Origin of the sequence: Symbiobacterium thermophilum IAM 14863 (assembly GCF_000009905.1) — a bacterium.
Taxonomy (GTDB): Bacteria; Bacillota; Sulfobacillia; order Symbiobacteriales; family Symbiobacteriaceae; genus Symbiobacterium; species Symbiobacterium thermophilum.
Genome location: NC_006177.1, coordinates 1,369,064 through 1,390,635 on the forward strand (window position 1 = coordinate 1,369,064; position 21,572 = coordinate 1,390,635).

At 69.1% G+C, this 21,572-nt stretch carries 22 protein-coding genes; 10 read left to right on the forward strand and 12 right to left on the reverse strand.

Features of this window, described 5'->3' with window-relative positions:
* Nucleotides 1-123 precede the first annotated feature (123 nt).
* The 5 genes from STH_RS06285 to STH_RS06305 all read right to left on the reverse strand — a co-directional run bounded on the left by STH_RS06285 (nt 124) and on the right by STH_RS06305 (nt 5,053).
* The gene (locus tag STH_RS06285) at nt 124-327 is read right to left on the reverse strand and encodes a twin-arginine translocase TatA/TatE family subunit (RefSeq protein ID WP_011195363.1); all 204 of its coding nucleotides are present in this window, start codon (nt 325-327) and stop codon (nt 124-126) included.
* 91 nt (nt 328-418) lie between these two features.
* On the reverse strand, nt 419-1,312 hold the full coding sequence (locus STH_RS06290) for an ABC transporter permease (RefSeq protein WP_011195364.1): 894 nt from the start codon (nt 1,310-1,312) through the stop codon (nt 419-421).
* Nucleotides 1,309-2,382 carry an ABC transporter permease gene (locus STH_RS06295; RefSeq protein WP_011195365.1) on the reverse strand — a complete coding sequence of 358 codons (1,074 nt, stop codon included), beginning with the start codon at nt 2,380-2,382 and terminating at the stop codon, nt 1,309-1,311. Before STH_RS06295 ends, STH_RS06290 begins: the two co-directional genes overlap by 4 nt.
* Entirely contained in the window at nt 2,375-3,877 is a 1,503-nt protein-coding gene (locus STH_RS06300) for an ABC transporter ATP-binding protein (protein WP_011195366.1), read from the reverse strand. The genes STH_RS06295 and STH_RS06300 overlap by 8 nt, the downstream gene beginning before the upstream one ends.
* 75 nt (nt 3,878-3,952) lie before the next feature.
* A complete protein-coding gene (locus tag STH_RS06305; protein WP_148205503.1) occupies nt 3,953-5,053 on the reverse strand; it encodes a BMP family lipoprotein in 1,101 nt (366 codons plus the stop codon).
* Between the two features lie 259 nt (nt 5,054-5,312).
* Between STH_RS06305 and STH_RS06310 the strand changes: the two genes are divergently transcribed.
* Nucleotides 5,313-6,860: an amidohydrolase gene (locus STH_RS06310; RefSeq protein WP_050742144.1), complete on the forward strand. Its 1,548-nt coding sequence runs from the start codon at nt 5,313-5,315 to the stop codon at nt 6,858-6,860.
* A 17-nt stretch (nt 6,861-6,877) separates the two neighbouring features.
* Here the strand turns inward: STH_RS06310 and STH_RS06315 are convergent, their stop codons facing one another.
* Nucleotides 6,878-8,251, reverse strand: coding sequence for a dipeptidase (locus STH_RS06315; RefSeq protein WP_011195369.1), 1,374 nt, complete (start codon nt 8,249-8,251; stop codon nt 6,878-6,880).
* Between the two features lie 219 nt (nt 8,252-8,470).
* Between STH_RS06315 and STH_RS06320 the strand changes: the two genes are divergently transcribed.
* The 8 genes from STH_RS06320 to pfkB all read left to right on the forward strand — a co-directional run bounded on the left by STH_RS06320 (nt 8,471) and on the right by pfkB (nt 15,795).
* Nucleotides 8,471-10,201, forward strand: a complete 1,731-nt coding sequence (locus tag STH_RS06320) for a peptide-binding protein (RefSeq protein WP_011195370.1) — start codon at nt 8,471-8,473, stop codon at nt 10,199-10,201.
* Between the two features lie 60 nt (nt 10,202-10,261).
* On the forward strand, nt 10,262-10,606 hold the full coding sequence (locus STH_RS06325; RefSeq protein WP_011195371.1) for a DUF5665 domain-containing protein: 345 nt from the start codon (nt 10,262-10,264) through the stop codon (nt 10,604-10,606).
* A gap of 48 nt (nt 10,607-10,654) precedes the next feature.
* Nucleotides 10,655-11,464, forward strand: a complete 810-nt coding sequence (locus STH_RS06330) for a yteA family sporulation protein (protein ID WP_011195372.1) — start codon at nt 10,655-10,657, stop codon at nt 11,462-11,464.
* Nucleotides 11,465-11,590: 126 nt separating this feature from the next.
* Nucleotides 11,591-12,049: a signal peptidase II gene (gene lspA, locus STH_RS06335; RefSeq protein WP_011195373.1), complete on the forward strand. Its 459-nt coding sequence runs from the start codon at nt 11,591-11,593 to the stop codon at nt 12,047-12,049.
* Complete coding sequence (locus tag STH_RS06340; RefSeq protein ID WP_011195374.1) at nt 12,046-12,960, forward strand: RluA family pseudouridine synthase; 915 nt, start codon at nt 12,046-12,048, stop codon at nt 12,958-12,960. The genes lspA and STH_RS06340 overlap by 4 nt, the downstream gene beginning before the upstream one ends.
* 4 nt (nt 12,961-12,964) lie before the next feature.
* A complete protein-coding gene (pyrF, locus tag STH_RS06345) occupies nt 12,965-13,918 on the forward strand; it encodes an orotidine-5'-phosphate decarboxylase (RefSeq protein ID WP_011195375.1) in 954 nt (317 codons plus the stop codon).
* 64 nt (nt 13,919-13,982) lie between these two features.
* On the forward strand, nt 13,983-14,837 hold the full coding sequence (gene fba / locus STH_RS06350; RefSeq protein WP_011195376.1) for a class II fructose-1,6-bisphosphate aldolase: 855 nt from the start codon (nt 13,983-13,985) through the stop codon (nt 14,835-14,837).
* 10 nt (nt 14,838-14,847) lie between these two features.
* Nucleotides 14,848-15,795, forward strand: a complete 948-nt coding sequence (gene pfkB / locus STH_RS06355; protein WP_043715119.1) for a 1-phosphofructokinase — start codon at nt 14,848-14,850, stop codon at nt 15,793-15,795.
* Nucleotides 15,796-15,842: 47 nt separating this feature from the next.
* On the opposite strand, the gene STH_RS06360 is transcribed toward pfkB, so the two are convergent.
* From STH_RS06360 to STH_RS06385, 6 genes are read right to left on the reverse strand one after another with little or no spacing between them, the layout of a single operon-like run.
* Entirely contained in the window at nt 15,843-16,880 is a 1,038-nt protein-coding gene (locus STH_RS06360) for a PTS system mannose/fructose/sorbose family transporter subunit IID (protein ID WP_011195378.1), read from the reverse strand.
* A complete protein-coding gene (locus STH_RS06365; RefSeq protein WP_011195379.1) occupies nt 16,870-17,673 on the reverse strand; it encodes a PTS mannose/fructose/sorbose/N-acetylgalactosamine transporter subunit IIC in 804 nt (267 codons plus the stop codon). The genes STH_RS06360 and STH_RS06365 overlap by 11 nt, the downstream gene beginning before the upstream one ends.
* Before the next feature lie 30 nt (nt 17,674-17,703).
* Nucleotides 17,704-18,180, reverse strand: coding sequence for a PTS galactosamine transporter subunit IIB (agaB, locus tag STH_RS06370; RefSeq protein WP_011195380.1), 477 nt, complete (start codon nt 18,178-18,180; stop codon nt 17,704-17,706).
* A complete protein-coding gene (yajC, locus tag STH_RS06375; protein WP_011195381.1) occupies nt 18,152-18,466 on the reverse strand; it encodes a preprotein translocase subunit YajC in 315 nt (104 codons plus the stop codon). Before yajC ends, agaB begins: the two co-directional genes overlap by 29 nt.
* A 2-nt stretch (nt 18,467-18,468) precedes the next feature.
* Nucleotides 18,469-18,924 carry a PTS sugar transporter subunit IIA gene (locus tag STH_RS06380; protein ID WP_011195382.1) on the reverse strand — a complete coding sequence of 152 codons (456 nt, stop codon included), beginning with the start codon at nt 18,922-18,924 and terminating at the stop codon, nt 18,469-18,471.
* Nucleotides 18,925-18,948: 24 nt separating this feature from the next.
* Nucleotides 18,949-20,154, reverse strand: coding sequence for an SIS domain-containing protein (locus STH_RS06385; RefSeq protein ID WP_011195383.1), 1,206 nt, complete (start codon nt 20,152-20,154; stop codon nt 18,949-18,951).
* Nucleotides 20,155-20,356: 202 nt separating this feature from the next.
* Between STH_RS06385 and STH_RS06390 the strand changes: the two genes are divergently transcribed.
* Nucleotides 20,357-21,520, forward strand: a complete 1,164-nt coding sequence (locus STH_RS06390; RefSeq protein ID WP_011195384.1) for an acyl-CoA dehydrogenase family protein — start codon at nt 20,357-20,359, stop codon at nt 21,518-21,520.
* Nucleotides 21,521-21,572: the final 52 nt, after the last annotated feature.

Sequence of the window (21,572 nt, forward strand, 5' to 3'; positions counted from 1 at the left end):
CCCCGCCGCCGCGCGGAGCCGCCGGTCGGTCTTCCCCCCGAGACCAGCGGGGAGGAGGCCCCCACCAAGCGCCCGAGGGCTGCGGCACGACGCCGCAGCCCTCGGACTTCATGTACCAACGGCCTACTTGGTCACGCTGTCCTTGACTTCCTGAAGCTCCTTCTTCACCTCGGCGATGTCCTCGCCCAGGCCGCCCTTCATGGCGTCCTTGAAGCCGCGGATCGATTCGCCCACAGACCTGGCGAGCTCAGGGAGCTTCTTCGGGCCGAAGATCAGCAAGGCCACCACCAGGATCAGGATGATCTCCGTGGTTCCGAGCCTGCCCATGGTCGCACCCCCCCAGGAGCGGCAGTACCCGTTCCTGACGTTAGTCTACAGCGAGATTGCCGACTTGACCATTCACCCTTCGGCTCAATCCTCAGGTGGTCTTCTTATAGGGTACGCCATCGGCGGCGGGGGCCACGGACTTGCCCACGAACCCGGCCAGGATGAGCATGGTCAGCACGTACGGCAACATGTTGAAGAACTGCGTCGGAATGCCCGAGATGCCCATGAGCTGGAAGATGGTGCTGAGGGACTGGGACGCGCCGAAGAGGAGCGTCGCGCCCACCGCGCCGATGGGATGCCACTTGCCGAAGATCATGGCCGCCAGCGCGATGAACCCCTTGCCGGCCGACATGCCGTCGACGAAGCGGGACAGGAGGCCGATGGACAGCGCCGCACCGGCCATGCCGCCGAGGGCGCCGGAGAGGAGCACGCCCGCGTAGCGCATCTGGTACACGTTGATGCCGAGCGTGTCCGCCGCCAGCGGGTGCTCGCCCACCGAGCGCAGCCGGAGGCCCCAGGGGGTCCGGTACAGCGCCACCCAGGAGACGAACGCCAGGATGAAGGCGAGGTAGATCATCAGGCTCAGGCCGCCGAAGCTGGGCAGGGTCGCCACCTCGGGCGAGCTGCCGGCCTGGCCCCAGATCCGGTTCAGCATGAACTCGGTGAAGCCCACGGCCAGGATGTTGATCGCGGTGCCGCTGACCACCTGGTCGGCGTGGTACTTGATGGAGATGACGCCGTGAATGCCGGCCATCAGCATGCCGACCACGATGGCCCCCAGCAGCCCGAGCCAGGCGCTGCCGGTGAGGAAGGAGAAGTAGGCGGCCGCCCAGGCCCCGGTCAGCATGATGCCTTCCAGGGCGATGTTGACGACGCCGGACCGCTCGGAGAAGACACCGCCCAGGGCCGCCAGCAGAAGCGGCGTGGTGGACCGCAAGGTGGCCAGGATGAAGGTGATGAGGATCATGCCGAACCCGACGCTCATGCGGTCTTCACCCCTTTCTTGGCCTTCCGCTTCTGCAGGAAGTTCCAGACGCCTTCCGCGGCGACGAACAGGATCACGACGGCCTGCACGATGGAGACGACCGACTTGGGCACGCCGGCCATGGCCTGCATCAGGCCGCTGCTGGCCTGCAGGGCGCCGAACAGCAGCGCCGCCAGCACCACGCCCGCGGGGTGGAGCCGGCCCACCAGCGCGACGGCGATGCCGTCAAATCCGTACCCGGGCAGGGCCGAGGTCTCGTTGAACCGGTGGTTGAGGCCCATGGTCTGCACGGAACCGGCCATGCCGGCGATGGCGCCGGAGATGGCCATGGTGATGATGAGCGCCCTCGCGACCGAGATGCCGCCGTACTCCGCCGCCCCCGGCGAGTAGCCCACCGCGCGGATCTCGTACCCCAGCGGCGTCTTGTAGAGGATGATCCAAACCACGAGAGCGGTGGCCAGGGCGATCCAGATGCCGGTGTGCAGCCGGGAGCCTTCGATCAGCCCCTGCTTCAACCATGCGGTCTGCTGCAGGTCGTAGGACGCCGCCCGGCTGTTGTCCGGACGCAGGTAGTACTTCAACAGCCAGTCGGCGGTGAAGAGGGCGATCCAGTTCATCATGATGGAGTTGATGACCTCGTGGACGCCCTTCCAGGCCTTCAGCAGGCCCACGATGCCGCCCCAGATGGCGCCGGCCACCGCGCCCGCGCCCAGCGCGAGGATCGGGTGCAGCCACTCCAGCCCCTTGGGCGGGGTCCACCAGACGCCGACGACCACCGTGGCGATCTGGGCCATCAGGTACTGGCCCTCCACGCCGATGTTGAAGAGGCCGGCCCTGTACGCGAACGCCACCGCGAGGCCCGTGAAGATGAGGGGGATGGTGGAGACCAGGACGTTGCCGAACATGCGGGGCTCACCGGCGACCGCCCGGACGAAGGCCTTGGCGGCCAGCACCGGATCCTTGCCCGCAAGGACGATGCACACGATGCCGACGAACAGGCCTACGATCGTTGCGAGTACGGGAATGCCCACCGCCCGCAGCCCGGCCTTCCATTTGGACTGATCAGGCACTGGCGCTACCTCCCATCATCAGCAGACCGAGGCCTTCTTCGGTCGCCTCGTGGCCCGGCACTTCGGCTACGATCTGGCCCTTGTACATCACCAGGATCCGGTCTGCCAGGTTCATGATCTCGTCCAGTTCCAGCGAAACCAGGAGGACTGCCCGGCCTGCGTCGCGCTCGGCCACCAGGTGCTTGTGGATGAACTCGATCGCGCCGACGTCGAGGCCGCGGGTGGGCTGTACGGCCACCAGCAGGTCGGGGTTGCGCAGGATCTCGCGGCCGACGATCACCTTCTGCTGGTTGCCGCCGGAGAGCGCCCGGGCCAGGTAGTCATGGCGGGGCGGGCGCACGTCGAACCCGCTGATGATCTCCTGCGCCTTCTGGACCATCTGCTGCTGGCTTATGAACCCCCGCCGGGCGAAGGCCCTGTGGTCGCCGAGCGCCGCGTTCTCCGCCACGGTGAAGTTCAGCACCAGCCCCCGCTTCTGCCGGTCTTCAGGGATGTGGCCCACGCCCGCGTCCCGGATGCGGCGCGGGCTCTGGCCGGTCACGTCCTGCCCGTTGACCCGGATGGTGCCCGCGGTGGGCTTGCGCAGACCGGTGATGCAGGAAATCAGCTCGGACTGTCCGTTGCCGTCGACGCCGGCGATGCCCACGATCTCCCCGGCCCGCACGGTGAAGGAGACGCCCCGGACCGCGTCCACCCCCCGGTCGTTCTTGGCGTGAAGGTCGTTCACCTCCAGCACCACCTTCCCGGGGTTGGCCGGCTGCTTGTCCACCCGCAGGATGACGTCGCGGCCGACCATGAGCCGGGCCAGCTCGTCCTCGGTCTGGCCGGCGGCGTCCAGCGTCGCGATCTTCTTGCCGCGGCGGATGACGGTCACCCGGTCCGCCAGGTGAAGCACCTCTTTGAGCTTGTGGGTGATGATGATGATCGTGTGCCCCTCGGCGACCAGCCGCTTCATGATCTTGCCCAGCTCCTCGACCTCCTGCGGCGTGAGCACCGCCGTGGGCTCGTCGAGGATCAGCAGCTCCGCGCCCCGGTACAGCGCCTTCAGGATCTCCACGCGCTGCTGCAGGCCGACGGAGATGGACTCGATCCGGTCGTCGGGGTTGACCTCGAGGCCGAACCGCCTGGACAGCTCCGCCACCTGCCGCCGGGCTTCGTTCATGTCCAGGAAGCGGTTGCGCACCACTTCCTTGCCCAGGGTGATGTTCTCAGCAACGGTGAACACCGGGACGAGCATGAAGTGCTGGTGCACCATGCCGATCCCCAGGTCGATGGCGTGCCTGGGGTTTCGGATCTGCACTTCCTTGCCTTTCCAGAAGATCCGCCCCTCGTCGGGCGTGTAGAGGCCATAGAGGATGTTCATCAGCGTCGACTTGCCGGCCCCGTTCTCGCCCAGCAGGGCGTGGATCTCCCCCTGCCGGATCTCCAGGTCGATGTGGTCGTTGGCTACCAGCGACCCGAATCGTTTGGTGATGCCTTCGAGTCTCAGCAGCATGGCGATAGGCAAAGGGTGGGACCGGAGTCCCACCCTTTTTCCCCCTTTCTCTTCCAGGTACTCCTGTCAGCAGGGTTACAGGGTCGGGGGCGTCCAGGTGTCGGCCTCCTGCGGCGTCTCGGGGACGACCACCTTGCCCTCCTTGATGGCCTCGGCCCACTTGTCGACCTCGGCCTTGGTCCCCTCGGGCATCTTATCCCACAGGGTGGTGTCCGAATAGCCGACGCCGTTCTCCGCGAGGCCGAGCCGCACCACCTGGCCACCCGGGAAGTTGCCCTCGAGGGCCATCTTGATCACGTCGTAGACGGCCACGTCGACCCGCTTGATCATGGAGCTGAGGACGTTGTTCGGGGCCAGGTAGTTCTGGTCCGAGTCAACACCGATGGCGAACAGGTTCTTCTCCTTGGCGGCCTCGATCACGCCCTGGCCGGTGCCGCCGGCGGCGTGGAAGATGACGTCGGCGCCGGTGTTGAACATCGTGAGGGCGATGTCCTTGCCCCTGGCGGGATCGTCGAAGGCGGCCGCGTAGACGACGTCAACCACGGCGTCAGGATTGGCAGCCATCACGCCGGCCCGGAAACCCGCCTCGAAGCGGCCGATGACGGGGCTCTCGACGCCGCCGACGAAGCCGACCCGGTTGGTCTTGGTGGCCTTACCGGCGAGGTAGCCGACCAGGAAGGAACCCTCCTGCTCCTTGAACAGCACCGAGGCGACGTTGGGCTGGTTGACCTGCTCGTCGATCAGGCCGAACCACTGGTCGGGGTTGGCCTGCGCCATCTCGTCGATGGACGCCTGCATCATGAAGCCGACGCCCCAGACGATGTCCGCGCCGCCGTCGATCAGGGTCTGCAGGTTGGTGATGTAGTCCTCCTGGCGCTGGGACTCAATCACGATGTGCTTGACGCCCAGGTCCTTTTCGGCCTGCAGGATACCACGGTAGGCGGCGGCGTTGAAGGAGTCGTCGTTCAGGCCGCCGACGTCCGTGGCCATACCGACGGTGAAGTCGACCTGCTTCGAGGGCTCCTGAGTCTGCTGCTGCGGCGGCTGCTGCTCCTGGCCTGCCGGGGGCTGCGTGCTGGGCGTCTGATTCTGCGGCTGCTGCGAACCACCGCAGCCGGCCAGCAGGGACAGGGTGAGGGCCACAACGGCAACCTTGGCGAACCATTTGTGAGCCATGTCGATACCTCCTAGGATTGGTGTCGAGCTTGAAGACTCCAGGCCCGCTCCAAATCATACCATGGTGAATCAGTCAATGCCAGCACCCAAAAGGGGCAACTGCTGGGTGATCTGGGTAACCTCTGACAGGAAGCCGGCCAGAATCCCCCGTATCTCTGTTCAGTGAACAATTTCGCCATCAGGGAGCGATTCTCCTATGTCTGCGTCCACAATCTTCATTGGTGGGAAAGTCTATACAGGGGATCCGGGGAAGCCGGCCGTGAGCTGCCTCGCCGTGCGGGACGGCCGGGTCGCTGCGGTCGGTGATGAGGGGGAGGTCCGGGCCCTGCAGGGGCCGGGCACGCGGGTGGTCCGCCTGGAGGGCCGGGCCGTGGTGCCGGGCCTTGCCGACGCGCACCTGCACATCCTGGGCTACGCGCTGTCGCTGGACCGGCTGGCCCTGCAGGCGGCGCGGTCCCTGGCCGAGATCCGCCAGGCCTTGGCGACGGCTGCGGCCCGGCTGGCGCCCGGGGAGTGGATCGTCGGCCGCGGGTGGGACCAGGATCAGCTGGCCGAGCGCCGGCTGCCGGCGCGACAGGACCTGGATGAAGTATGTCCGCACCACCCGGTGTTTCTGCAACGTACCTGCAACCACATTGCGGTGGTCAACAGCGCCGCGCTGCGCGCAGCCGGCATCGACCGACACAGCCCCGATCCCCCCGGCGGCCGCATCGACCGCGATCCCGTCACCGGGGAGCCGACCGGCATCCTCCGGGAGAACGCCGTCGATCTGGTCGCCCGGCTCATCCCACCGGTGACCCCGGCCCGCCGGAAGGAGCTGCTGGCCCGGGCCCTGCGGGAAGCGGTGCGCTACGGGCTGACGCAACTTCACACCGACGACTGCCTGTACGCCGGCGGGTTGGACGTCGCCGAGGCGCTCTTCCGGGAGCTGATCGGACCGGAGGCGATCCCCATCCGCATCACGCAGGCCATCCCGGCCGAATGGCTGGCCGAGGCCGCGGCGGCCGGCATCCGTACGGGGGCCGGCGACGAGTGGTACCGGTGGGGCCACGTCAAGCTGTACGCGGACGGCTCTCTGGGCGGCCGCACCGCGGCGCTGCTGGAGCCCTACGCTGACGATCCCTCCACCCGGGGCATCTACATCCACGAACGGGAGGCGTTCATCGACCTGGTGGCCGAGGCGCACCGGCTGGGCAACCAGGTGGGCTGCCACGCGATCGGCGACGGGGCGGCGGCCCTCTTCCTGGACGCCGTGGCGGAGAGCCAGCGGCTCCATCCCCGGGCAGACGCCCGCCACCGGATGATCCATTGCCAGATCCTCTCGGAGCCGCTGATGGCCCGGATGGCGGCCCTGGGGGTGGTGGGGGACATCCAGCCGGTCTTCCTCAACACCGACGGCCACTGGTACGTCGACCGGGTGGGCCCGGAGCGGGCCGCCACCTCGTACGCCTGGCGGTCGATGATGCGCCACGGGATCGCCCTGTGCGGCGGGTCGGACTGCCCCATCGAGCCGCTCAACCCGTGGTACGGCGTGCACGTCGCCGTTCACCGCCAGGATCTGACCGGCGTCCCGGAGGGCGGCTGGTACCCCGAGCAGCGGCTGACGCCGGAGGAGGCGCTTGGCCTCTACACCGCCGGCCCGGCCTACGCCGGATTCCAGGAGTCCTTCCGCGGCCGGCTCCTGCCCGGCATGGCCGCCGACCTGGCCGTGCTGGACCGGGATCCCTTCGCCTGCGACCCGGCCGAGTTGAAGGACGTCCGGTCGACGCTGACCATGGTCGGCGGGGTCATCGCGCACGAGTCGTGACGAAAAAGGCGGCGCCCCTACTTCATGCCCTCGGCCAGGTAGTGCCAGAACCGGGACAGGGCCCGCATGCCCAGGTCGAAGTTCTCCAGGTGGAAGTGCTCGTCCGGGGCGTGGAAGTTCTCCTCTTCCAGGCTGAAGCCCATCAGCACGCACGGCGTGCCCAGGACGGCCCCGAAGGTGCCCACCACCGGGATCGACCCGCCGGTGCGGATGAACCGGGCCTCGGCGCCGTAGGCGTCGGAGAGCGCCTGCATCGCGGCGCGGATGGCCGGGTGGTCGATGGGCGTGATCGCCGCCGGGGTGCCGCCCATGCGCCGGATCTCGAGCCTGACGCCGGCGGGGCAGTGGGCCTTCAGGTGCGCCTCGATGGCGTCCAGCACCCGTTCCGGGTCCTGGTCGGGCACCAGGCGGCAGGTGATCTTGGCGCCGGCCCGGGCGGGAATGACGGTCTTCGTGCCCTCGCCCTGGAACCCGCCGAAAATCCCGTTGATCTCCAGGGTCGGCCGGGCCCAGAGCCGCTCCAGAGCCGTGTACCCCGGCTCGCCGGGCAGGGCGTCGACGCCCAGGTCGGCCTTCAGCTTCTCCTCGTCGAAGCCCAGGGCGGCGAACCCCTCCCGCTCCTCCGGGGTCAGTGGCCGGACCTGGTCGTAGAAGCCCGCCACCGCGACGCCGCCCTCCGGCCTGTGCAGGGTGGCCAGGAGCTGAACCAGGGCCTGGGCCGCGTTGGGCGCGGCGCCGCCGAAGGCGCCGGAGTGCAGGTCGCCCTTCGCGCCGATGACGTGGACCTCCAGCGCCGCCAGGCCGCGCAGCGCGTAGGTGAGGGACGGGACGCCCCGGGCGTACAGCGCCGTGTCGGAGATGACGACCACATCCGCCTTCAGCAGGTCCCGGTGGGCCGCGATGAACCGCTCCAGGTTTTCGGAGCCGACTTCCTCCTCGCCCTCGATCAGGAGCTTCACGTTGACGGGCAGCCGGCCCTCCGCAGCCAGCAGGGCCTCGATCACCTTCAGGTGCATGAACACCTGACCCTTGTCGTCGCTGGCGCCCCGGGCGTACAGCTTGCCGTCCCGGATGTCGGGCTCGAACGGCGGGGTGGTCCAGAGCTCAATGGGGTCGACGGGCTGCACGTCGTAGTGGCCGTAGATCAGGGCCGTCGGGCCGCCGGGGTTGTCCAGCCGCTCGGCGTAGACGACCGGATGGCCGCCGGTTTCCATCACCTCGACCCTGTTGAGGCCGATCCGGCGCAGCTCGGCGGCCAGCCACTCGGCCGCCCGGCGCACATCCGACCGGTGCTCCGAGAGGGCGGAGACCGACGGGATCCGCAGGAAGTCCATCAACTGCCGCAGGTGCTCATCACGGCGCTCTCTCAGGTACGCTTCGACCTGCTGCACACGCATCACGCTCCTGTCTGCACATCCTGACCGGAGATTCTTCCACGGCCTGTACCTGTCATTCCTCTTTCCTCCCCTTGCCAACACGCGATGTGCGAGAATACTGAACACCTTTGAGTATCTCGGCGTCGAATTCAAAGGAGGCGCGCACCGGCGCTGCACAAGAGAGCGACAGAGAGAGGCGCCGGTGCGCTTTTATCCACAGAGGGGTGACTCGACATGCAGGCAAAGGGCACCATTCGCAGTCCGATAGCCGCCTTACTGGTCGCGGGGCTGTTCCTGTTCGGCTGTGCGGGCACGGCGCCGCCGGCGTCCGACGGGACGCCCCGGGCGCTCTCGGTGCTTACCTACACGACGCCCGGCGATGCAACCGTCCTCCTGCCCACGCTCACGGTGGACACCGCCTCCAGCTTTGTCACCGACTTCATCTACGACGGGCTGGCGGTGTACGACGACCAGCTGAATCCCCACCCTGCCCTGGCGGAGTCCTGGGAGGTGGAGGACGACCGCATCTATACGTTCAAGATCCGCAGAGGCGTCACCTTCCATGACGGCGCGCCCCTGACGGCGCACGACGTGCGCTTCACCTTTCTGACCATCGCCCACCCCGACTACCAGGGCGCGCGGTTCGGCGACTTCACCGCCATCCGCGGCTGGGCGGAGCTGGCTGAGGCCTATGCCGCGGCCGATGCGGCGGTGGCGGCCGGGCAGCTGACGGAGGAGGAGGGCCGCAGGCGGAAGCTGGAGGCCTACGCGCACTTCGTGGAAACCGGCGGTCTTCAGGTTCCCGACGACTATACCTTCCGGGTCGAGGCCGCCTACCCGTTCGCGCCCCTGTTCACCCGCCTGACCGGCTACGGCATCATGCCCCGGCATCTGCTGGAGCCCTACATGTCGGACCTGCTCCACTCGCCCTACGCCACCGCGCCCGTGGGCACGGGGGCCATGCGGCTGGTCAGCTGGACCAAGAACGAGCGGATCGTGCTGGAGCGGAACCCGGACTGGCGCTGGTCCCTGACGGGTCAGCCCGCCCAGATCGACCGGGTGATCATCCAGATCGTGCCCGACCAGGAGGCGGCGGTCACCGCGCTGGCCCGGGGCGAGACCGACGTGGCGGACGTGCCGCCGGAGATGGCCGACCGCTTCCGGGCGGAGGTGCCCGAGGTCAACCTGTACCATTACACGACGTTCGCGTATACCTTCCTGGGGTACAACCTGAATCGCCCCACCTACGGCGACCTCCGGGTGCGGCGGGCCATCACCCACGCCCTGGACCGGGAGGCGATGGTGGCCGAACTGCTGGGCGGGTACGGCCAGGTGGCGCACAGCCACGCCTCGCCCGCCCGGTGGGACTACAATCCGGACGTCCCCGCCCTGGCCTACGACCCGGACCAGGCCGCCCGACTCCTGGAGGAGGCCGGGTGGCTGCCGGGCCCCGACGGGCTTCGGTATAAGGACGGCCAGCCCTTCGTCATGCGGCTGGCGGTCAACGAGGAAAGCCTGCTCAGGCGGCAGGCGGCGCGGTTCATCCAGGAAGCCCTGGAGCCGCTGGGCATCCGCGTGGAGATCCAGCGGATGGCGTGGGACGACTTCCTCGCGCACATCAGGAGCGACGCCAAGGAGACCTACCTGCTGGGGTGGAGCCTGGGTTTTGACCCCGATCCCCACTCCATCTTCCATTCCCAGGGCGGGTTCCACGCCATCACCGGCTGCGCGGATCCGGAGATCGACCGGCTGATCGAAGCGGGGCGGTCCACCACCGACCGGGCGCGGCGCAAGCAGATCTACGGCGAGCTCCAGGCGGCCCTGGCCGAGCGGCAGGTCTATACCTGGCTCTTCGCCCAGGACACGGTGGTGGGTGTGAACCAGCGGGTCAAGGGCGTCCGCCACGGCTCGCCCCGGGGGCTCTTCTGGAACTGGGAGGAGTGGACCGTCGACCCCGTTCGTTAATCCGGCCGGCGCGGGCAAAGACTAGGAGGGCGGGATCAACCCAGGCCGGGAGGATGGTGCATGCCGCGGCGTTGGCGGGTGAAACGGAGGGCGGAGAAAGGCGCGGCGGGTCCGGCGCACACGGCCGCCGGGGAGTCGCTCGCGCAGATGGTGGAGCGGCTCTCCATCGCCCTGGAGCGGTCGAACGTCCTCGATTACACGGTGCTCCTGCAGCACCCGTGGCGCATGCTGTGGATCAACTTCGTGGGCGGGATGGCCCGCGGGCTGGGCATCGGCATCGGCTTCACGGTGCTGTCGGCGATTCTGCTCTATATTCTCCGCGGCCTCATGATGGCCAACCTGCCGTTCATTGGCGATCTGATCGCCACCATCGTTCGGCTGGTCGAGCAGCAGTTGCGCCCCTAGGATCGACATAATCCGGGCAGACTAACCCCGAGAGGGGGCTTAGTCTGCATGCAGATCGAGGAACTGAGGCAGATGCTCCTGCAGGAGCGGGAGGCGTACCAGCGCCAGGTGGCGATGATCGAGGAGACCGGCCTCGGCACCTCCCAGGGCGACCAGCTCCAGGAGGACAGCACCGTCGACAACCACCCGGCCGACCTGGGCACCGAGACCTTCGAGCGCTCCAAGGACCTGGGGCTGCGCAGCCACATGCTGCGCCGCATTCAGGAGATCGAAAGCGCCCTGCAGCGGATGGACCAGGGCACGTACGGCATCTGCGAGGAGTGCGGCCGGCCGATCGACCCGGAGCGGCTGAAGGCCTTCCCCAGCGCCACCACGTGCATCACCTGCCAGCAGCGGCGGGAGGCCCGGCCGGACCGGTTCGTCCGGCCCATCGAGGAGCTGGTGACCGGCCCGCCGTTCTCCCGCAGCTTCCGCGACCGCTCGGGGGACCCCGGTTACGACGGCGAGGACGCCTGGCAGGAGGTCGGCCAGTACGGCACGTCCGAAACGCCGCAGGACGTCCCCGGCGCGGTCAGCTACGAGGACATGTACAACTCCGACGAGGACGTCTACACCATCGTCGACCCGATGGACGCGCTGGTGGACGAGGACGGCGAGCCCCTGCAGCGGGACGACCGGGACTGGGACGGCGGCACCGTCCAGTGGACCGAGGGCGAGGAAGGCACCCTCTATGGTCCGGAGGACATGGGCGGCGAGTACCGCTGGGATCCGGGGCCCTACTTCGAGCGCGTGATGCCCGAGCGGCAGTTCCGCCGCGGGAAGTTCCCCCGCCGGCGCATGGGCCGTCCGCGCGGATGACGGTCGGCCAGGGATGCGCGCCCTACCGGGCGCGGCCCTGGCCGCAGTCGCGTTCGAGCCTCTCCTTGGCACTGCCATACAGCCTGTGGTAGACTGTGACAGGTAAACGGGGGAGGCTGTTCGACGTTGTTAAGCATCGTGCTGGCGATCGTCGCCGTGGTGGTCGACCAGGTGACCAAGTGGCTGGTGGCGACCCGTATGGCCCTTCACAGCGAGATCGAGATCATTCCCGGCTTCTTCTCCCTGCAGTACGTGCACAACACCGGCGCTGCGTTCGGCATGCTCCGGAACGGGCGCTGGTTCTTCGTGGCCGTGGCTGCGCTGGCCGTGGCGGGCATCCTCTACTACCTCCGGCAGCCGGAATCGCGCCATCCGCTGCTGCGGGTCGCCCTGGGGCTCGTGATGGGCGGCGCCGTGGGCAACATGATCGACCGGATCGCCACGGGCCGCGTGGTCGACTTCCTGCTCTTCTATTGGCGTGACTACTACTTCCCGAACTTCAACGTGGCGGATATCTGCGTCACCGTGGGGGTGGGGCTGCTGTTCCTGCACCTGGTGCTGGTGGAGAGGAAGGGGACGGCGTGAGGGAGTATCGCATCACCGCGGAAGAGGGTCACCCGCGCATCGATGTCTTCCTGGCCGGGCGGCCGGAGATCGGGCTCTCCCGGTCCCGCATCCAGGCCTTGATCGACGAAGGACAGGTCACGCTGAACGGCGCCATGCCCAAAGCCAGGCAGGCGGTGAACCCCGGGGACGTGATCGTCGTCCGGGTGCCGGACCCCGAGCCGATGGAGCTGGTGCCCGAGGACATCCCGTTGGATATCGTCTACGAGGACGAGGACATCCTGGTGGTCAACAAGCAGCGCGGGCTGGTGGTCCACCCGGCGGCGGGCCACTGGACGGGCACGCTGGTGCACGCCCTGCTGGACAAGGTGGATGATCTGGAAGGTATCGGCGGCGAGCTGCGGCCCGGCATCGTCCACCGGCTGGACAAGGACACCACCGGGCTCCTGGTCGTGGCCAAGAGCGAGCGGGCCATGGCCAGCCTGCAGGAGCAGATCCGGGATCACATGGTCCAGCGGGTGTACTGGGCCCTGGTGCACGGCAACAGCATGCCGGACACGGGGCGGATCGAGGCGCCCATCGGCCGCCACCCGCGGGACCGCAAGCGCATGGCCGTCAACCCCAAGACCGGCCGCGACGCCGTCACCTACTTCCGCGTGCTGGAGCGCTATCGCGGCTACGCCCTGCTGGAGTGCCGGCTGGAGACGGGGCGCACCCACCAGATCCGGGTGCACCTGTCGTTCATCGGCCACCCGGTGGTGGGGGACCCGCTCTACGGCCCCCGCAAGCCGCACCTGGGCATGCCGCCGCAGGCCCTGCACGCGCGGCAGCTCAGCTTCCGGCACCCGGCCAGCGGCGAGTGGATGGAGTTCACCGTCGACCCGCCGGCGGACATGATGGCCGTGGTCCAACGACTGCGGGAGGAGGCGTGAGGCCGTGGACCAGCACTTCGGCGACCGGCTCTGCGCCGCCGTCACCCGGCGCCGCTCGCACGCCGTGGTCGGCATCGATCCGGTCCTCTCCCGGCTCCCCGAGTTCATCCGGCGGGATGCCGCGGCGCGGTACGGCAAGACGGCGCGGGGCGCGGCCGCGGCCCTGCTTGCCTTCAGCCGGCTGGTGATCGACGCGGTCGCCGACCAGGTGGCCCTGGTGAAGCCCCAGTCGGCCTTTTATGAGATGTACGGCCAGTGGGGCATCGCCGCCTTCTGGGAGACGATCCGCTACGCCCGCAGCAGGGGGCTGCTCACCATCGCCGACGCCAAGCGGGGCGACATCGGCTCCACCGCGGAGGCGTACGCCGCTGCCTTCTTCGGCCACCCGAGCCCGCTGGAGACCTGGGAGGACCCCGACCAGTGGGCGGACGCCCTCACCGTGAACCCGTACCTGGGAAGCGACGGCCTGGTGCCCTTCGTGCGCAGGGCCGGGGCCCGGGGCACCGGCGTCTTCCTCCTGGTGAAGACCTCGAACCCCTCGTCGGGCGAGCTGCAGGACCAGCCGCTGTTCTCCGGCGAGAGCCTGGCCCAGCAGGTGGCCAAGCTGGCGGACTCGCTGGGTGAGCCTCTGGTGGGCCGGTCCGGCTACTCCTCCGTGGGCGCGGTGGTCGGGGCGACCTACCCGGAAGACCTGAAGCTGTACCGAGCCGAGATGCCCCGGGCGATCCTCCTGGTGCCGGGCTATGGCGCCCAGGGGGGCACCGCGGCGGACGTGGTGGGGGCTTTCAACGCCGACGGGCTGGGCGCGGTGGTGAGCGCCTCCCGGTCCGTGATCTACGCCTATCGGGCGACCGATCCTTCCCCGGCCGAGGCGGTGGCGGCGATCGCCGGCGCCGCCGAGGCGATGAACCGCGACATCAACGCGGCCCTCCGGGCGGCGGGCAAGCTGGCCTGGTAGGGCCTCGAACCGTGCATCGGCCACCGCATCCGGGCTCATGCTCAATCTGAGGAGGATGATCGACATGGCTCTGGTTACGCTGAAGGAAGCCCTGGCCCAGGCCGAGGCCGGGGGCTACGCGGTCCCGGCAATCAACGTGCACTCGCTGGAAGTCCTGCCCGCTGTGCTCCAGGTGGCTGCGGAGGAGCGGTCGCCCGTCATCCTGCAGTTTACCGAAGGTACCTTGAAGTTCTGCGGCTATGACAACGTCCGGGTCCTCGCCGGCCACCTGGCCCGGGTGACGCCGGTGCCGGTCGTGCTTCACCAGGACCACGGCGCCTCATACGAGGTGGCGGTGCGGGCCATCCAGGCCGGGTTCTCGTCCGTGATGATCGACGCCTCCCACCTGCCGCTGGAGGAGAACATCGCCGCCACCCGCAAGGTGGTGGAGCTGGCCCACGCCTGCGGCGTGTCCGTGGAGGCCGAGCTCGGGCGGGTGCCGGGGCAGGAGGAGGAGGTCGTCGTCTCCGAGGCCGAGGCCACCTACACCGACCCGGCGGAGGCGGCCCGGTTCGTCGCCGAGACGGGGGTCGACGCCCTGGCCGTGGCCGTCGGCACCGTACATGGCTTCTACAAGTGGGAGCCCAAACTGGCCCACGACCGCATCGCCGCCATCCGGGAGGCGGTGCGCATCCCCCTGGTGCTGCACGGCGGTTCCGGCGTGCCTGACGCGGAGGTGCAGCGCGCGATCCAACTGGGCATCCGCAAGGTGAACGTCTCCACCGAGGGCAAGTACGCCTGGGCGCAGGCGCTGCGCCAGTCCCTGGCCGACCAGCCCGGCGAGTTCGATCCCAGGCCCCTCCTGACCCCGGCCCTGAAGGCGGTGCAGGAAGTGGTGCGGGCCAAGATCCGCATGGTCGGCTCCCATGGGAAGGCGTGAGCGGCCGGCCATGGAGCGGTACATCCTGACGGTGACCCTGAACGCCTCGGTCGATGTGGCCTGCACCGTCCCCGGCTTCGCCGCGGGGAAGATCAACGTGGCCCGGGCGGTGGAGCGCGTGGCCGGCGGCAAGGGCAACAACGTCGCCCGGGTGCTCCGCCGCCTGGGCGCCCGGGTCGTCGCGACGGGCTTTGCCGGGGGCAGCGCGGGCCAGTTCATCGTGCGGGATCTGGAGCGCCGGGGCGTGGTCCCGGCCTACGTGGAGGTGGCAGGCGAGAGCCGGAGCTGCTTCGCCATCACGGACCCGGAGAGCGGCACCGTCACGGAGCTGCGGGAGCCCGGCGCTGAAGTGTCGGCTGAGGACGTGGCCCGTTTCACGGCGCACTTCACCCGGCTGCTGGACGGCGCGGACCTGGTAGCCATCTCCGGTTCGGCGCCGCCCGGCGCGGATGCGGGCATCTACCGGGACCTGGTGGAAGCCGCCCGCTCCCGCGGGGTGCGGGTCGTGCTGGACAGCAGCGGCGCGCCCCTGCGGGCCGCCCTGGGGGCCCGGCCGTTCCTGGTGAAGCCCAACCAGGCGGAGCTGTCGGAGTGGGCGGGCGCCCCGGTGCGGACGGAGGCGGAGGCGCTGGACGCCGCCCGCCGCATGCGGGAGACCGGGCCGGAGTGGGTGCTCGTCTCCCTGGGGGCGGACGGCGCGCTGCTGGTGGGACCGGACGCGCACGGCTGGCGCGCCGTGCCGCCTGCGATCCGGGCGGTCAACACCGTCGGGTCCGGCGATTCGGCCGTGGCCGGCTTGACGTACGGGCTGGCGGAGGGGCTGCCGCCGGAGGAGCTGCTGCGGCTGGCGGTGGCCTGCGGCACCGCCAACGCGCTCACCAGCGGTGTGGCCGATCCGGACCCGGCCGAGGTCGAGCGGCTGAAGCGGGAGATCCGGGTGGAGCGGATCGGGGCGTAACCAGGGGCATAACGGAAGGAAAGCGCCGGGCGCGGATCGCCCGGCGCTTACCATATGGACGGCCAGATGCCGAACCCCGAGCCGATGAGGCCCAGGACCAGCAGGAAGCCGATGGCCGTGAGCGGCGTCCAGTTGCGCTTGGTGAACAGGAAGTAGAGCAGGAGCGTCAGGCCCAGGGGGATCAGTTTCGGCAGGATGCCGTTCAGGATCTCCTGGACGTCGATGGTGACCGGCACCTCGTCGTACTCGTTGTACGTGATCAGGAAGTCGCCGCTCGCCAGCGGCCGGATGCTCGCGCCCTCCGCCAGCTGCGGCTGACCGTCCGCGCCGCGGATCAGGTTGCCGTTCTGGTCCGTCTGGTAGAGCAGGTCCCGGTACCGGTCCAGCTGGTCGGCGCTGACGACGGCGGTGATCGGCACGGCCTCGAAGGTGGTGCCGTTGGGGATCTGGACGTTGACCGCGGTCCCGCCGTAGAGGCACGTCAGGGCGCCGACGACGAACACGCCCAGGATGGAGGCCGCCCGGGTGAACTGGCGGGCATTGGCCGTCAGGATCCCGATCGCGTCGGTGCCCAGCCGGTAGGACCAGTGCATCAGCCAGTAGCGGATGGCGAACTGCGCGACGTTGAAGACCAGGAGGAAGACGAAGGGGGCGGCGATGTTGCCGGTGAGGGCCATGTTCGAGGTGATGCCGGCGGTGATCGGCACCAGCGTGAACCAGAACAGGGCGTCGCCGATACCGCCCAGCGGGCCCATCGCGGAGACCCGCACCGCCCGGATCGTGGCGATGTCCGCCTTGTTCTGCTCCAGCGACAGCACGATGCCCATCACGAAGGTGACCAGGAACGGGTGCGTGTTGAAGAACTCCAGGTTGTGGGACATCGCGGCCGCCAGGTCGTCCTTGTTCCGGTGGATCTTCTGCAGGCCGGGGAGGATGGCGTACAGCCAGCCCGCGGCCTGCATTCTTTCATAGTTGAACGAAGCCTGCAGGAAGACCGAGCGCCACGCCATCTGGTTGAGCGTCGCCCGGTCCAGGGGCGGCGCCGGGGTCCGGTCGCGGTACTGGTCGGGAATGCTATATGCCATCGTCGTCGCCTCCTGCGCTCACGGCCGCGGCCTTCAGCGCGGTCTGGTGCTGGAAGTCCCAGAAGGCCAGGGCGAAGCCGATCAGGGCCAGGAGCAGCAGGGCCGAGCTGCTCAGCTGCGGGATGCCCGCCACGATGTTGGCCAGGGCGAAGCCCATGAAGTAGAACCCCCACATGTCCCGGGAGGCCATGACCTTGAGCAGGATCGCAAAGCCGACGAAGCGCATCATGCCGCCGGCGGCGCTGAGGCCGCTCATGAGCCACTGCGGGATGGCGCTGACCACCCGGTTGCCGAAGGCGGCGCCGCCCACGAAGAAGAGGGTGACGATGACGCCGAAGAGCAGGCCCAGGACCGCCATGGCGAAGTAGTTGATGGCCACGATCTTGCCCGGGCTGGCCTCCTGCGCCGCCCGGTCGGCGTAGGACATCACGGGCGACATGGCGGTGAACAGCAGCGTCACCGCGTACTGCCCCAGCAGCGAAAACGGGATGGCGGTGGCCACGGCCACGGTCGGCTGCAGCCCCAGCGTGATGGCCAGGATCGCGGCCATGATGCCGCCGATCACCGCGTTGGGGGGCTGCGCTCCGCCGATCGGCATGTTGCCGATGGTCATCAGCTGGTAGGTGCCGCCGACGATCAGCCCGGTCCTCACATCCCCCAGGATGGCGCCGATCACCGCGCCGGTCACGATGGGCTGATACAGCGACTCCAGGAAGTTGAACTGGTCGATCGCGGCGATGAAGGTGACGATGAAGACCAGGATGATCTGCAGGGCCGTGATCTCAAAGCTCATCCTGCTACCTTGCCTCCTCCTGCGGTACCCCTACTTGAACAGCTTGGCGATGTCCTCGGGCGGGGTGGACGGCACCCGCTGGATCTCCAGTTCGACGCCCAGCTCCTGCAGCCGCCGGAAGGCGGCGACGTCGGCGTCGTCCACGGCCACGGAGGTCGCCACCTGCCGCTTGCCCTCTGCCATGTGCATGTTTCCGATGTTGACCTTCTTGATGGGCACGCCGCCCTCCACCAGCCGCAGGACATCCTGCGGGGTCTCGCAGATGATGAAGATCTTCTGCCGCGGCGACGCCTTGTGGATCACGTTGATGGTCTTCTCGATGGTGAAGTAACGGGTCTCGACGCCGGCCGGGGCCGCCATGTCCATGAGCCCCTGGCGCATCTTGTCGTGGGCGACCTGGTCGTTGGCCACCAGGATCAGGTTGGCGCCGATGGACGAGCACCACTGGGTCGCCACCTGGCCGTGGATCAGCCGGTTGTCAATGCGCGTCAGCAAGATGTTGGGCATGCTGCTTCTCCTTCCTGACGATGGCCGAGATCGCGTAGCGGGAGACCGTCAGCACGGCGCCGGACTTGACCTGGATGTCCGCCGTGTCTTCGTACACCGCCACCGTGGTGCCGTAGATGCCGTTGCCGAAGGTCACCACCTGCCCCGGCGCCAGTTCCGCGTGCAGCCGGGCGAATTGCTCCCGTTGCCGCCGCAGCCCCCGGATGGCGAGGGCGTACCAGATCGCCAGCGTGACCAGCACGAAGGCAAGCATCACGATGGATGCCGCCAGAATGCTCTCCCACATCCTCAGATCCCCTCGCTGTCGTCGTCGCTCCCCGCGCCGCTGGGCGGGGCCGATCCTCCCGGCTCCAGCCGGGCCGCCTGTATCCCGGCCCGGCCCGCCTCCTCGGCCGTCCGGGCCAGCGCCTGCACGTCCGACTGCGCAGACCGCATGAGGCCGATCTCGATCAGCATGGGCAGGTTGGTCCCGGTCAGCACCGCGACGTTCTCGTGCCCGGCCGCCGCCAGCATGGCCGTCCGGAAGGGGGTGCCGCCCAGGAGATCCGTGAAGATGAGTACCCCGTCGGTCTGCCCGAGCAGCCGCTGCAGGGCCGCCTTCATCCGCTCGGCGAACCCGTCCAGGGGCTCCGTCTCCCGGAAGGGCACCAGCTCGAAGTGCTCCTGCTCCCCGGCGATCATCGTCAGCGCCTGGGCCAGTCCCCCGGCGAACTCGCCGTGGCCGGTAACGATGCATCCGATCATCCGTTCAACCCCATCCCTTCCCGCTCACCCATCCCCCGCCACGGGGAAGGCGTGGATCGTGACGCCCCTGACCACCCGGTTCACCGTGCCGGTGGGGCTCGGGGTGTCGGGCCGGTTGCCCAGTCTCACCGCGGCGTGCAGAGCCAGGATCTGGCCGAAAACGGTGTAGGGCAGGGCCAGGTACCCGTCAGGCACGCCGGCGTGGGCGGCAGGGAAGCGGAACGAGGGCTGCGGCGCCCCTGCGCCCGCGTCCTCGTCCCCGCCGTGTTTGACCGCCACGGCGCAGACCGCCCGGGCGATGCCGTCCGCCCGCAGCTCCCGCAGCATGTCCAGGTCGTACTTCCGGGTGTAGGGGTCGTTGGCCACCAGGACGAAGACCGCCGAGTGCTCGTCCACGAAGGACTTGGGCCCGTGCCGGAAGCCCAGGGGCGTGTCGAAGGCGGTGGCGATCTTGCCGGCCGTGAGCTCCAGGATCTTCAGTTGCGCCTCCCGGGCGATGCCCGCCAGGGGTCCCGATCCCAGGTAGACGATGCGCCGGAAGCCGAGGTTCGCCAGCGCCCCGATCTCGGGCTCCCGGGCGATGACCTCCTGCCCCATCGCGCAGATCTGGTCCACCAGCCGGGCCTTCTCGTCCAGCGGGCGACGGTCGAAGATCAGCAGGCCGGCCAGCGTCATGCACGTGAAGCTGCCGGTCATCGCGAAGCCCTGGTCGTTGGACCGCTCCGGCATGAGCCAGAGCAGGTTGCGGGGGTCGCCCCCGGCCTGCCGGGCCAGCTGCCCTTCCGGTGCGCAGGTGAGGGTGATCTGATACAGGTCCTGTACCAGATCCCGGGCCAGGGCCACGGCGGCGGTGCTCTCCGGGCTGTTGCCGCTGCGGGCGAAGCTGACCAGGAGGGTGGGGAGGTCCCGTCTCAGGTACGAAGCGGGGTTGCTGACGATGCTCGTGGTGGGGGTGGCCTGGAACTCGAAGGCCCCCTCATCGCCCGACAGCTTCACGAACGGCAGCAGGACGTCGCCGACGTAGGCGGAGCTGCCTGCCCCGGCGAAGAGCACCCGCAACCGCCCGTGCCGGCGGGTGACGTCGTGCAGGAAACGCTCGATCCGCTCCTGTTGCTCCCGGTAGGCGGCGAAGGTCTCCGCCCAGAGCTCCGGCTGCTGGGCGATCTCCCGCGCCGTCAGTTCCGCCCCCAACGCCCGCAGCTCTTCCGTCGATGCGGCGAGAATGTGCATCGCCCCCTTCCTTTTCCTGCACTAGCATGTGTCGGCGGGTGGGGCTGCATGCAGCGGCCGGCGGATCCGAAGCGGCGCCGGGAGCAGGGGCTGGCGGATTTGGCGTCTAAACCTTTTGAGAGTTTCATACGTCTCAGAAGGACAGACCTTGCCCGGCCCCGGCGCCGGGGAGGAGCGAGCAGGAGCGGGGAGGGAGCATTCCGTGCAGTTCGAGCTGAGCCCGGAGCAGCAGGAGTTGGTGCGCCTGGCGCGGCAGGTCGGCCGGGACGTGATTGCCCCCCGGGCCGCCCAGGTGGACGCGGAAGGGGTGTACCCGGAGGACTACTTCCAGGCCTTCAAGGAGACCGGGCTCCTGGGCGTGGCGATCCCGGAGGAGTACGGGGGCGCGGGCCTGGGATGCCTGGGCCTGGTGCTGGCGGTGGAGGAGGTGGCCAAGCACTGCTGCACGGCAGGGCTGATGCTGCTGCTCACCCGCCTCAGCACCATGGCGATCTCGCTGGCCGGCACTGAGGCGCAGAAGCGGGAGTACCTGGAGGGCACCGCGACGGGCCGGCGCCGGGGCGCGTTCTGCCTGTCGGAGCCCGACGCGGGGTCCGACGCGCAGGCGATCCGCACCCGGGCCGTGCGCAAGGGCGACCGGTACGTGATCCAGGGCACCAAGAGCTGGATCAGCGGCGCAGGTGCCGCGGACTTCTTCGTGGTCGCGGCGAAGACCCGGACCGACGTGCCGGGGGCCCGGGGTTTCTCCGTGTTCGTGGTGGATCGGGACACCCCCGGCGTCACGGTGGGCAGGAAGGAGCACAAGATGGGCGTGCGGGGGCTGCCGGTGCACCAGGTGATTTTCGAGGACGTGGAGGTGCCGGTGAGCAGCCTCGTGGGGCAGGAGAACGAGGGCTTCAAACTGATCATGCAGAACCTGAACGCCGTCCGCCCGGTGGTGGCGGCCCGGGGGCTCGGGCTGGCCGAGGGCGCCCTCATGTACTGGCTGGAGTACGCCCGGACCCGGCAGACCTTTGGCAGGCCGCTCATCGAGCACCAGGGGCTGCAGTGGATGGCGGCCGAGCTGGCCGCGGAGATCGAGGCGTGCCGGCTGCTCACCTACCGGGCGGCCTCCCTGGTCGACCAGGGGCGGGTAGGCCGGGAGGCGGCCCACTTCCTCTCCATGGCGAAGCTGAAGGCGACGGAGCTGGCGGTGAAGGCGGCCAACGACTGCCTGCAGATGATGGGCGCCGTGGGCTACATGGAGGACTACCCGATGGCCCGCTTCGTCCGGGACGCCCGGCAGCTCACGATCGTCGAGGGGACCAGCCAGATCCAGAAGGGCATCATCGGGAGGGCCCTGGCCGATGGGCTTCTTGCCTGGTAATCCGGGAGCGCTGGTGGATGCTCGGCCTTCCGGACGCCCCGTCTCTGCGGGT